Annotated in this window: 11 protein-coding genes, 1 tRNA gene and 1 riboswitch; of the genes, 6 read left to right on the top strand and 6 right to left on the bottom strand. The window is 64.1% G+C overall.

Annotated elements, in window-relative coordinates:
• Positions 1 to 61: 61 nt before the first annotated feature.
• Positions 62 to 168, bottom strand: a riboswitch (TPP riboswitch).
• A gap of 222 nt (positions 169 to 390) precedes the next feature.
• Positions 391 to 954, top strand: coding sequence for a preprotein translocase subunit SecD (locus KW836_RS05400; RefSeq protein ID WP_175139481.1), 564 nt, complete (start codon positions 391 to 393; stop codon positions 952 to 954).
• A gap of 145 nt (positions 955 to 1,099) precedes the next feature.
• Here the strand turns inward: KW836_RS05400 and KW836_RS05405 are convergent, their stop codons facing one another.
• Positions 1,100 to 1,528 carry a helix-turn-helix transcriptional regulator gene (locus tag KW836_RS05405; protein WP_255595293.1) on the bottom strand — a complete coding sequence of 143 codons (429 nt, stop codon included), beginning with the start codon at positions 1,526 to 1,528 and terminating at the stop codon, positions 1,100 to 1,102.
• 125 nt (positions 1,529 to 1,653) lie between these two features.
• Between KW836_RS05405 and KW836_RS05410 the strand changes: the two genes are divergently transcribed.
• A complete protein-coding gene (locus tag KW836_RS05410; protein ID WP_370632982.1) occupies positions 1,654 to 2,322 on the top strand; it encodes a transcriptional regulator in 669 nt (222 codons plus the stop codon).
• A gap of 1 nt (position 2,323) precedes the next feature.
• Here KW836_RS05410 and proB read toward each other — a convergent pair whose 3' ends face one another.
• From proB to KW836_RS05435, 5 genes are all read right to left on the bottom strand, one after another.
• Positions 2,324 to 3,460, bottom strand: coding sequence for a glutamate 5-kinase (gene proB, locus KW836_RS05415; RefSeq protein WP_218342626.1), 1,137 nt, complete (start codon positions 3,458 to 3,460; stop codon positions 2,324 to 2,326).
• A 55-nt stretch (positions 3,461 to 3,515) separates the two neighbouring features.
• The gene (obgE, locus tag KW836_RS05420; protein WP_175122093.1) at positions 3,516 to 4,652 is read right to left on the bottom strand and encodes a GTPase ObgE; all 1,137 of its coding nucleotides are present in this window, start codon (positions 4,650 to 4,652) and stop codon (positions 3,516 to 3,518) included.
• 201 nt (positions 4,653 to 4,853) lie between these two features.
• Positions 4,854 to 5,114 carry a 50S ribosomal protein L27 gene (rpmA, locus tag KW836_RS05425; RefSeq protein ID WP_006389959.1) on the bottom strand — a complete coding sequence of 87 codons (261 nt, stop codon included), beginning with the start codon at positions 5,112 to 5,114 and terminating at the stop codon, positions 4,854 to 4,856.
• A 34-nt stretch (positions 5,115 to 5,148) separates the two neighbouring features.
• Complete coding sequence (gene rplU / locus KW836_RS05430; protein WP_006216228.1) at positions 5,149 to 5,460, bottom strand: 50S ribosomal protein L21; 312 nt, start codon at positions 5,458 to 5,460, stop codon at positions 5,149 to 5,151.
• A 242-nt stretch (positions 5,461 to 5,702) separates the two neighbouring features.
• Positions 5,703 to 6,461: an IclR family transcriptional regulator gene (locus KW836_RS05435; RefSeq protein ID WP_218342627.1), complete on the bottom strand. Its 759-nt coding sequence runs from the start codon at positions 6,459 to 6,461 to the stop codon at positions 5,703 to 5,705.
• Between the two features lie 242 nt (positions 6,462 to 6,703).
• On the opposite strand from KW836_RS05435, the gene KW836_RS05440 reads away from it, so the two are divergent.
• From KW836_RS05440 to KW836_RS05455, 4 genes are all read left to right on the top strand, one after another.
• Positions 6,704 to 7,873, top strand: a complete 1,170-nt coding sequence (locus KW836_RS05440; protein WP_218342628.1) for a fumarylacetoacetate hydrolase family protein — start codon at positions 6,704 to 6,706, stop codon at positions 7,871 to 7,873.
• A gap of 181 nt (positions 7,874 to 8,054) precedes the next feature.
• Positions 8,055 to 9,020 (top strand): octaprenyl diphosphate synthase, encoded by a 966-nt coding sequence (ispB, locus tag KW836_RS05445; protein WP_063952160.1) that lies wholly within the window; start codon positions 8,055 to 8,057, stop codon positions 9,018 to 9,020.
• A 141-nt stretch (positions 9,021 to 9,161) separates the two neighbouring features.
• Positions 9,162 to 9,238, top strand: a tRNA-Pro gene (locus tag KW836_RS05450).
• A gap of 734 nt (positions 9,239 to 9,972) precedes the next feature.
• Positions 9,973 to 11,232, top strand: coding sequence for a nucleotide sugar dehydrogenase (locus KW836_RS05455; protein WP_175139486.1), 1,260 nt, complete (start codon positions 9,973 to 9,975; stop codon positions 11,230 to 11,232).
• Positions 11,233 to 11,239 lie beyond the last annotated feature (7 nt).

Consider the following 11,239-nt stretch of genomic DNA (forward strand, 5'->3'; position numbering starts at 1 on the left):
AAAGCTCCAAGCGAGTGGTTGGAGCCGATCGGGATGGACTCCCGTCCAGGCGTGCGAAGACGCGCGGCGGGAATACGCTCCCAGCATCGGCATTATCCGTACTGGTACGAAGGGACTCTCTCAACACGTCGCCGCCCTGAAGCGGGACGAGTACCCCTGCGTGAACGCGAAGTATAGAGCCAAGCGGACTCGGCGCCTTCATCAATCTGTTGGGAATGCCGCAAGCCGCGTAAATAGGGCTTTTCAAGCAGGCTGGTATTACTGCTTTACATTTGGATTCAGTCTAGGCAGACACCGTCATGCAGGTTCGGTACACTTTTTTCCACCCGCCGCGTGTACAGTCTTAGAGTCTTACCGTTCGGCATCAGCCCACTTAAGAAGGAATCGAGCATGCAACTGAACCTACGCACTTTGGCGCCCGCCCTCGTTGTCGTGACATTGGCGCTAGCGGGTTGCAAGACCGCCCCGACTAAGACGTCCGACGCCGCGACCACGCCTCAAGCGGGCCAGCAAGCCGCCACGCCCGCGACCGCCGCGCGCGTGGATTTCTATCTCGCCAAGCGCGAACCCGGCGCCGGCCTGCGTGAAGTCAGCCTCCCGGACGGCAAGCTCTATCTGCAGGAAACGCCCGTCCTCACGCGCGCCGACCTGACCGATGCCGCCGCACTGGTGGACCGCCAAGGCCAGAACTTCGTTGGCCTGCGTTTCTCTGAAGCCGGCACGCGCAAGCTCACCACCGTCAGCACCGCCAACGTCGGCAGCGTCCTGGCTCTGGTGATCGATCAGGAACTGGTTGCCGCGCCGCTGATCGGCGAACCGCTCAACCGCGGCGTGCTGGCATTCGGCGTGCCTTCGGCTCAAGCCGCTTCCGAGATCGCCGCCCGCATCCGTGGCGACGCCGCTCCCGCGGCAGGTGGCACGGCCCCCGCGCCGGCGCCCGCCGCCAAGCCCTGATTCAGGGCGCGCAAAAAAACCGGCTCATGTAGCCGGTTTTTTTTGCGCCGCGCTTTTGTCCGGAAGGGGCGGCGCATGCATCGCGGGCGGCCAACAAGAGCGTGATGAATGGTTCCGCGTGGACGACCGCCCGCCTGTATCGCAATCAGCCGATCTTGCGTCCGCGCGGCTTGACGCCGCGGCGAAGCAATGTGGTTTCGATGAAGGTCTGGGTCAACGCTTCGAGCATTGCCCGTTCGTCAGCCGTCAGCGACTCGAATTGCGAGGGCGAAATGTTGGGATAGGGCCAAGGCGCCTGCGGGCGGGGCCGGCCGCCAGGGCGCGGCGCGGCGTCGGACACGCCTGATACTGGCAAGGTATTGCTCAGGTCGTAGGCTTCCAGGGGAAGTTCCATGGGACCCTTGCCGGTCTCCAGCCATTCGACTTCGATCTTCAACACCTGCGCCAGCTTGCGCGCGGATCGGCTCGAATGCCGCAGACCACTTTCGTAGCTGCCGATAGCACTTTGGGAGATGCGCACCAAACGGGCGAGCGCCTTCTGCGTGTGGCCACGAAGAAGACGCGCATGCTTCAGTCGGTCTGAGAATGTTTTCACAGGGCGATTGAAGCTTGCAGGTCTGTCACGTTGGTGGATATAAGTAACACTAGGGTGATAACTTCTGAGGCGGTCGCATGTGGGAGCGGGGCAGCGTGTTCATCGTGCCATCTGAGAATGTGGCGGGGTGGCGTCTTGCCGCCGTGCTGCGCCAGTTTCAATGGGAGACCCGCGTCTTCGCATCGGTGGATGCGCTGCAGGAACACCTGCCTGACCAGGCGCCGGATCTGCTTGCGCTGCAGGGCCCGCGCGCCGGCATTGCCGACCTTGTCGGCCATTTGCGCCACGCCGCGCCCGGCGCCCGGGTGGTGTGGCAGGACGGCAGCGCCACCGCGGCCGAGCGCGCGGCGGCGCTGGACGCGGGCGTCGACGCTTGTGTGCCGGCCGGCATGGAGCCCCTGGAATGGGATGCGCTCTTGCGCAGCTTGTACCGGCGTTCGCGATGCGGACCGGGCGCGTGGCGCGTCGTGGCGCCGGGGCGGGTGCTGGTGGGCCCTGCGGGTCAACGCCTGCCGCTCACGCTGCGCGAGCGCGCCGTGCTGATGCGATTGTTCAATGCGCCGGGCTACTGCCTGCATCGCGAAAACTTCTTTCCGGCGGAAACGCGCGACCCCCTGGACGGCGCGCGGCGCGTGGATGTCGTCGTGTCCCGGCTGCGCAGCAAGGCGCGCCGGTTCAATATCGAACTTCCGCTATTGGCGGTGCGGGGGTGGGGGTACATCCTGCTGCCCGAAGGCGCGGGCAGGGCGCCTTCGGTGGCGGACGGCGTCTGACTTACAGCACTACCAGGTTGTCCCGGTGCATGAGCTCGGGTTCGGTCATGCTGCCCAGAATGCGCGCGATCTGCGACGACGGCTGGCGCAGGATGCGGCGCGTGTCGGCAGACGAATAATTGATCAGGCCGCGGGCGCATTCCACGCCTTTGCTGTCCACGCAGGCCACGACGTCGCCGCGGCCGAACTCGCCGTCGACGTCGGTCACGCCGATGGGCAAGAGGCTCTTGCCTTCGCGCAGCAACGCTTGCACGGCGCCGTCGTCCAGCACGACGCGGCCGCGCAGCCGCAGGTGATCGGCCAGCCATTGCTTGCGCGCCGACCACACCGGCAGCACGGCCTGCAGTTCGCTGCCGATGCACTCGCCCTGGGCCAGTCGCGTCAGCACGTTGCGTTCGCGGCCCGAGGCGATGACGGTGTGCGCGCCGCTGTGCGCCGCGCGCTTGGCGGCCAGCACCTTGGTCAGCATGCCGCCGGTGCCGATGCCGCTGCCGGCGCCACCCGCCATGGCTTCCAGCGCGGGTTCGCCGGCCTGGGCATGCGAAATGAATTTGGCTTGGGGATTCTTGCGCGGATCCGAGTCGTACAGGCCGCGTTGGTCGGTCAGGATGACCAGCGTGTCGGCCTCGATCAGGTTGGTGACCAGCGCGCCCAGCGTGTCGTTGTCGCCCAGGCGGATTTCATCGGTCACGACCGTGTCGTTTTCGTTCACGATGGGCACGACGCCCAGACGCAGCAGCGCAAACAGGGTGCTGCGCGCGTTCAGATAACGATGACGGTCGGCCAGGTCTTCGTGGGTCAGCAGGATCTGCGCGGTGCGCAGGCCGTGTTCCGCGAAGGCGGCCTCGTAGGCCTGGCACAGTCCCATCTGGCCCACGGCTGCCGCGGCCTGCAGCTCGTGCATGACGGACGGGCGCTTGCGCCAGCCCAGGCGCGCCATGCCTTCGGCGATGGCGCCGCTGGACACCAGCACGATCTGCTTGCCCTGCTTGTGCAGGGCGGCGATCTGCGCGGCCCAGTGGGCGACCGCGGCGCGGTCCAGGCCTCGGCCTTCGTTGGTGACCAGCGACGAGCCGACTTTGGCGACGATGCGCTGGGCGTGGGTGACGACGGAAACGGCGGGTGATTCAGCAGACATGATGGCGGCCGGCTGCGGCGAAAAAAAGCGTAATCGAAAGGACTGCGATTATGGCTTATTCGTTACCGCCGCGCGGCGCCGCCGGCTTGTCCGCGTCGGTGCGCGTGTCGTCAAAGCGCGGGTCCGGCGCCACGTAGGTGCCTTCGGCCTGATCCTGCGCAAGTTGTTCCTTTTCGCGTTCGGCGTCCAGGTAGTCCTGCAGCGCGTAGATCAGGTCTTGCGTGCCCTCGCCCGACAGGCCCGAGATGCCGAATACCGGACCCGTCCAGCCGTAGAGTTCCAGGAAGCGGCGCTTGGTGTCCTCGGGGTCGGGCACCATGTCCAGCTTGTTCAGGATCAGCCAGCGCGGCTTGGCGGCCAGTTCGGCGTCATAGCGGCGCAGTTCCTCGACGATGGCGCGGGCGTCCGCGACGGCCTGCTCGACCGGATCGGCGTCCGGGTCCGGCGTGGACACGTCCACCAGGTGCAGCAGCACGCGGGTGCGCGCCAGATGGCGCAGGAACAGGTGGCCAAGGCCGGCGCCTTCGGAGGCGCCTTCGATCAGACCCGGAATGTCGGCCACGACGAAGCTGCGCGACGGCGACGTGCGCACCACGCCCAGATTGGGATGCAGCGTGGTGAACGGATAGTCGGCGATCTTCGGCTTGGCGTTGGAAATGCGGGTGATCAGCGTCGACTTGCCCGCGTTGGGCAGGCCCAGCAGACCCACGTCGGCCAGCACTTTCAGTTCCATGCGCAGGTAGCGGTGCTCGCCTTCCTTGCCCGGCGTCCACTGCTTGGGGGCGCGGTTCACGCTGGATTTGAAATGGATGTTGCCCATGCCGCCCTGGCCGCCGGCTGCCAGCACGACTTTCTGTTCGTGCTTGTTCAGGTCGAACAGGACCTCGCCGGTGTCGGCGTCATGGATGATCGTGCCCACCGGCACGCGCAGGGTGATGTCCGGGGCGGCAGCGCCGTACTGATCCGAGCCGCGGCCGTTTTCGCCGTTCTTGGCGCGGTGCAGGCGCGCGTAGCGGAAGTCGATCAGCGTGTTGATGTTGCGATCGGCCACCGCATAGATGGTGCCGCCGCGGCCACCGTCGCCGCCGTCGGGACCGCCACGGGGAATGAATTTTTCGCGGCGAAAGCTCGCCACGCCATTGCCGCCTTTACCGGCGACCACTTCAATGGTGGCTTCGTCTACGAATTTCATGGTGTCTGCGCGTGTAGTGGGTGAGGGCGGGCGTCCGTACAGGGAGCCGCCGGGAGGCAATCGAGAGCTTACTCGCCAATTGCCTTCAAACAAAAAAGCCCTGCCGCACGCGACAGGGCTTTTGCCGTTCGGGAAACGCGGCGGACCGCGTTCCAGATCGTATGCAACCGCGGACGTGAGGTCCGCGGGCTTGCCAACCGATTACTCGGCAGCGACGATCGAAACGGTCTGCTTGTTCAATGCGCCCTTGAAGCCGAATTGAACCTTGCCGTCGACCAGCGCGAACAGGGTGTGGTCCTTGCCCATGCCGACGTTCACGCCAGCGTGGAAGCGAGTACCGCGCTGACGCACGATGATCGAACCAGCGGGAATGAGTTCGCCGCCGAATGCCTTGACGCCCAGACGCTTCGATTCTGAGTCGCGTCCGTTCCGCGTAGAGCCGCCGCCCTTTTTCTGTGCCATGTTTAGCTCCTGCTAAGTGGTACCGAGTCGCTTCTTAAGCCGTGATGGCTTCGATGCGGATTTCGGTGTAGTTCTGACGGTGGCCCTGACGCTTCTGATAGTGCTTGCGACGGCGCATCTTGAAGATCTTGACCTTGTCGTGGCGGCCTTGCGCAAGAACCGTTGCCTTGACCACGGCGCCGGAGACGAGGGGCGTGCCAACTTTCAGTTGGTCGCCTTCGCCCACGGACAGCACTTGGTCCAGGGTGATTTCTTGCCCAATGTCAGCCGGTATCTGTTCTATCTTGAGTTTTTCGCCAGCGGCAACGCGATACTGCTTGCCACCGGTTTTTACGACCGCGTACATGGGGTGTTCCTTAAATAGGTAAATGGGTTCGTTCGTGTGGCCTGCCCTGCTGGGCGAGGGTGCCTTGCTGAACCGTCCTTGCCAAATGCCCGAAGATTCAGGGCTGACCAGGGCGTCAGGCGGCATACACGAACAACCGACGTAATTCGGCCATTGCTGACCGAATCCGAGATATTAGCCTGGGACTTTTGGAAAGTCAAAAAGCTGTTGCAGGCTAAGGGCTTAGGTGTGGCGTGAAGGCTTCAGACAGCCGGGATCACGCGCAGCGCGATGTCGCGCGCCACCCGGCGGATGCCGTCCATGGCCGCTTGCCGGTGGGCGTCGTCCAGCCGGTCGGTCGGGATGGACGTGCTGACCGCGACCCGCTTGCCCAGCGGCGTCACGCCGACAAAGGCCGCAAAGCATACGAGGCCCGTGGCGACTTCCTCCCGGTCCTGGGCCAGACCCTCCCGGCGCGCCTCTTCAAGCTCTCGGTGCAGGTGTGCGGCGTCCGAGATCGTGCGGTCGGTGACGCGGGGCAGGGTCTTGGGTAGCCGGACCGCCAGCTCCTCGGGCGGCAGGCTGGCAAGCAGCGCCTTGCCCAGCGCGCAGGCGTGTGCGGGCAGCCGCAAGCCCAGGTCCGACACCAGGCGCACGGGCCGGCGCGCATCTTCCCGCGCCAGGTACACCACGTCAAAGCCATCCAGCGCCGCCAATTGCACGACCTCGTTGCAGCGGTCCACGAAGGCGGCGGCCGAGTGGTGAAAGGCCGCTTGCAGACCATCGTGCCGCAGGTAGGCGGCGCCCAGCGCCATCAATTCCAGTCCGATGATGTAGCCGCCGTCCTGGCGTTCGACCCATCGGCGTTGCTCCAGGCAGTCGAGCAGCAGGTACAGCGTGCTCTTGGGCATCTCGCAGGCCCGCGCGAGTTCGGCGGCCTTGACCGGCGTGGGGCGGCCCGACAGCACGCGCAGGATGTCGTGGGTGCGGCGGATGGCGGGGACGTCGTAATCGGCAGCCATGATTCCAATAGGTTGGACGTAAAAGCAAGATGTTGGACATGATAAATGAAGTCTCCTAGACTGGTTCGCCATGCCGATGGGTGTGCCGCGTTGCGGGGATGCCCATGCCGCATGGATTGCGCGTGTCGGGCTGCCATGCCGGCCGGCCATTCATGCGACCGTGCCACCGACGCCCGGGCGGTAATCCGGCGCAAAACAATCACGCGCCCGCCACCCGGACGGGCATCACGCGAGGAGACACCATGAACGACAACACCCTGCTGCCCGCCGACCTGCCCGACGCCCTGTTGGTGGGCCGCGTCTGGCGCCCCGATCCTGCCGGCGGACCGAGCGTGGTCGTTGTCCGTGCGGGCGAGGTGATCGATATCACCGCCACGGCGCCGACCGTATCCGACCTGCTGGACCATCCCGACCGCGTGGCCGTGGCGCGCGAGGCCAAGGGCGAATCCCTGGGCGACGCGCGCGCCCTCATGGCGGCCACGCTGCAAGGCGCCGACGGCCCGCGCCTGCTGGCGCCGTGCGATCTGCAGCCCGTGAAGGCAGCGGGCGTCACCTTTGCCATCAGTCTGCTGGAACGCCTGATCGAGGAAGAGGCGGGCGGCGACGCCGGCCGCGCGGAAGAAATCCGCGTGCGGATGCAGGCGCTGATCGGCTCGGATCTGTCCCGACTGCGCCCGGGATCGCCCGAAGCCATCCGCCTGAAAGCCGAAATGATCGAGCGCGGCCAGTGGTCGCAATATCTGGAAGTGGGCATCGGCCCCGACGCTGAAGTCTTTTCCAAGACACCGCCCATGGCCTCGGTGGGATTCGGCGCGCGGATCGGCGTGCTGCCGGAATCGCAGTGGAACAACCCCGAGCCGGAGATCGTGCTGGCGGTCGACAGCCGGGGCGAAGTGGTGGGCGCCACCTTGGGCAACGACGTGAACCTGCGCGACATCGAAGGCCGCAGCGCGCTGCTCCTGACCAAGGCCAAGGACAACAACGGGTCCTGCGCCATCGGTCCGTTCATCCGGCTGTTCGATGGCGGCTTTACGCTGGACAGCGTGCGCGATGCCGACGTCTCGCTGCGCATCGAAGGCGCCGACGGGTTCGAGCTGGACGGCGTCAGCCACATGCGCGAAATCAGCCGCGATCCGCTGGACCTGGTGCGCCAGACTTTTGGTGCGCACCATCAGTATCCCGACGGATTCATGCTGTTCCTGGGCACCATGTTTTCGCCGTCCAAGGACCGCAAGGGCCCTGGCACCGGCTTCACCCACGTGACCGGCGACCGGGTCGTCATCGCCTCGGAGCGCCTGGGCGCGCTGGTCAATGAAGTACAACTGGCCACCGAAATCCCGCCCTGGACGTTTGGCGTGCGCGCGCTTTACGCCAACCTGGCCGCGCGGGGGCTGCTGCCGTACGGGCGCTGAGCCCGCCGCTGGATCCGACCCGGGGCAGGGCCCGCGGCGCCGGGCCTTGCCGCTTGCGGCATGCGCGCCCGGAATTCCCGCGCACTCCCCGTATAATCCACGGTCGAATCCCCCGCCGACCGCTGGCGGGCCCAGCGGTAAGAGCCGTCACGCGGCTCGCTTCACACTTGTCGGATACGTCTTGAATCTCCCCGCGCTCATTGCCCCCATAGCTGACGATATGAAAGCCGTCGATGCGGTTATCCGCGAGCGGCTGAATTCCGATGTGGTTCTGATCCGCACGATCGGCGACTACATCATTGGAGCGGGCGGCAAGCGCATGCGCCCGGCCATGGTGCTGATGGTGGCGCGCGCCCTGGGCTACGAAGGCACCCATCACCAACTGCTGGCAGCCGTAGTGGAATTCATCCACACGGCCACGCTGCTGCACGACGACGTGGTGGACGAGTCCGACCTGCGCCGCGGGCGCGAAACCGCCAACGCCGTGTTCGGCAACGCGGCCAGCGTCCTGGTGGGCGACTACCTGTATTCGCGGTCGTTCGAGATGATGGTCGAGGCCGACTCGATGCGCATCATGAGCATCCTGTCCGAAGCCACCACCGTGATCGCCGAGGGTGAGGTGCTGCAGCTTCTGAACGTGCATGACCCGGACGTCTCGCAAGAGCGCTACCTGCAGGTGGTGCGCTACAAGACCGCCAAGCTGTTCGAAGCCGCCGCCCAGGTGGGCGCCGTGCTGGCGGGCGCCACGCCCGAGCAGGAAGCCGCCGCGGCCGCCTATGGCCGCCACGTGGGCACCGCGTTCCAGCTGGTCGACGACGTCCTGGACTACAGCGGCGACGCCGCCGCGCTGGGCAAGAACGTTGGCGACGACCTGCGCGAAGGCAAGCCCACGCTGCCGCTGATCCGTGTCATGGAAGTGGGTACGCCTGAACAACAGCAACTGATCCGCGACGCCATCAAGACGGGCGACGCCGACTTCGCTGCCGTGGCCGCCGCCATCCAGGCGACGGACGCGCTGGAACACGCCCGCCTGGCCGCCGTGGCCGAGGCAGATCGGGCCCGTGAAGCCCTTTCGATCTACCCCATTTCCCCTTTTCAAAATTCTCTGTTAGAATTCTGCGCTTTCGCGGTGAATAGAGATCGCTAGCAAAAAACGGCGGTTGGAAATTCATCCAGGGGGTCTGAATATCAGACGGCCTGATGTGAAAAAAAGCAGTGAAAAAAGCAGTAAAGAAAGTGCAGTGAAGCGTTTAGTGGGTCTGAGCACCGCTAAATGAGTAGTCAAGATCGGGGCGTAGCTCAGCCTGGTAGAGTACTGCGTTCGGGACGCAGGAGTCGGAGGTTCGAATCCTCTCGCCCCGACCACTTCATGTGGTCGAGAATTCAAGAAGGTGTTTCCCGACACCTTCTGGCTGAAAGCCGGTATCGCGCAAGCGCTGCCGGCTTTTTTGCATTTGCGCGGATTGCTTTTTAAGAAGCGCATTGCAGGAAGCGCAGTGGCAAGAAGCGCATTGGCCAAGGAGCGCATTGCAAGAAGCGCCACACATCGCACCACCACCTGTGGTCTTCCATGTTGTCCACGGCCCGTCCATTTATTACCGGGCGATGAAAACCCAGGCATGTCTCGTGCTGATAATGGTGCGTGCTGATCCAATTTGGTGCATCTTTTTTATATTGCCTGACGCAATTACTAAATAAGCTACCGATCTGGATAATGATTTTTCAGTTTGGTTAAACCAGACTAAGAAAAACGTCTTTTCATATTTGATTACATGAAACGACCGTCTCATGTTGCGGTTTGTGTAATGAATGTAATTTTTCTAGGGATTTCCCGGGTTTATTACGGGTTGTCCTGATTTATTTCCGCAGCAATAAAAATATTTAGCAAAAAGTTTGCTGCGCGACCCCTCTACGATGCCCAGGCTCGCCAACCGGATAGTTAACCGGGTACCGAGCCAAATTCATTTTTAGCAATACGTCCGCCCCTATACGGCAAGGGTATTTCGATTTCACGTCGAAGTGCTCGCTGCGGGGCGTCGATTTCTAGTGTCTGCGACACGACGAAAACAGTGAGGTCCCCCGTGGTAAAGAGAATCGCAGTGTGTGGCCTTGGATATGTCGGCCTGCCCGTGGCAGTGGCATTTTCCAGGCGCTTTGATGTCATCGGCTTTGACGTGGACAAGCGGAGAATCGCACGGCTGAAAGAGGGTGATGACTGGACTGGCGAGATCGAACGCGACGTATTGCTTGCCTCCCCCATGCAGTTCACCGACCAGTTGTCCGAACTGGAAGGCTGCGACTTTTTCGTAGTGGCTGTCCCGACGCCCGTCGACGAGAAAAACAATCCCGACTTTTCCCTGCTGGTTCGGGCGTGCCAGGCCATCGGCCCCGTGCTGCGCCCCGGCTGCATCGTGGTCTTCGAGTCGACCGTCCACCCCGGCGCCACCGAGGAAATCTGCGGCCCGGAACTTGAGAAGGCATCCGGCCTGCGCGCCGGCGTCGACTTCAAGCTGGGCTACAGCCCCGAGCGCATCAACCCGGGCGACCGGGAGCATCCGCTGGAGAAGATCGTCAAGATCGTGTCCGGCCAGGACGAGCAATCGCTGGAAGTGATTGCCGGCGTGTACGAGCAGATCATCGACGCGGGCGTACATCGCGCCTCCTCGATCAAGGTGGCCGAAGCGGCCAAGGTGCTCGAGAACACGCAGCGCGACATCAACATCGCGCTCATGAACGAGATGTCCAAGATCTGCGATCTGGTCGGCATCCGCACCTCGGAGGTCCTGGCGGCCGCCGGCACCAAGTGGAACTTCCTGAAGTTCACGCCCGGACTGGTGGGCGGCCACTGCATTGGTGTCGACCCGTACTACCTCACGTCCAAGGCCCAGGAACTGGGCTATCACCCTGAAGTCATCCTGTCCGGCCGCCGCATCAACGACGGCATGGCCGCGCACGTCGCCTCGCGCCTGGTGCAGCAGCTTGCACGCAATGGCCGCCTGAATGCGAACACCCGCGTCGGCATCCTGGGCATGACCTTCAAGGAAAACGTGCCCGACATCCGCAACTCGAAGATCGTCGATCTGTACCACGCGCTTGGCCAGTACGGCATCACGCCGGTTGCGTGCGATCCGATGGTCGATCCGGAGCAGATGGAGCACGAGTACGGGATCAAGCTCGTCGACCGCGGCGACTTCCGCGACATGGACGTCCTGATCCTGGCGGTGCCGCACCGCGAAACCATGGAAACCATCTGGGAAGACCTGCCGCAGCTCGTCAAGAACGGCGGCATGGTCTGCGACTTGAAGTCGGTGCTGGATGCCAAGCGCCTCCCGGCCGACCTTTTGTACTGGACTCTCTAGTTCAGGC

This window comes from Achromobacter sp. ACM05, from assembly GCF_019218915.1.
GTDB lineage: Bacteria > Pseudomonadota > Gammaproteobacteria > Burkholderiales > Burkholderiaceae_B > Achromobacter > Achromobacter animicus.

Bases quoted from the DNA above. Each gene is read 5' to 3' on its own strand.
- rplU (WP_006216228.1), bottom strand. From the start codon at position 5,460: ATGTACGCGGTCGTAAAAACCGGTGGCAAGCAGTATCGCGTTGCCGCT.
- KW836_RS05400 (WP_175139481.1), top strand. From the start codon at position 391: ATGCAACTGAACCTACGCACTTTGGCGCCCGCCCTCGTTGTCGTGACA.
- rpmA (WP_006389959.1), bottom strand. From the start codon at position 5,114: ATGGCACAGAAAAAGGGCGGCGGCTCTACGCGGAACGGACGCGACTCA.
- proB (WP_218342626.1), bottom strand. From the start codon at position 3,460: ATGTCTGCTGAATCACCCGCCGTTTCCGTCGTCACCCACGCCCAGCGC.
- KW836_RS05435 (WP_218342627.1), bottom strand. From the start codon at position 6,461: ATGGCTGCCGATTACGACGTCCCCGCCATCCGCCGCACCCACGACATC.
- KW836_RS05440 (WP_218342628.1), top strand. From the start codon at position 6,704: ATGAACGACAACACCCTGCTGCCCGCCGACCTGCCCGACGCCCTGTTG.
- obgE (WP_175122093.1), bottom strand. From the start codon at position 4,652: ATGAAATTCGTAGACGAAGCCACCATTGAAGTGGTCGCCGGTAAAGGC.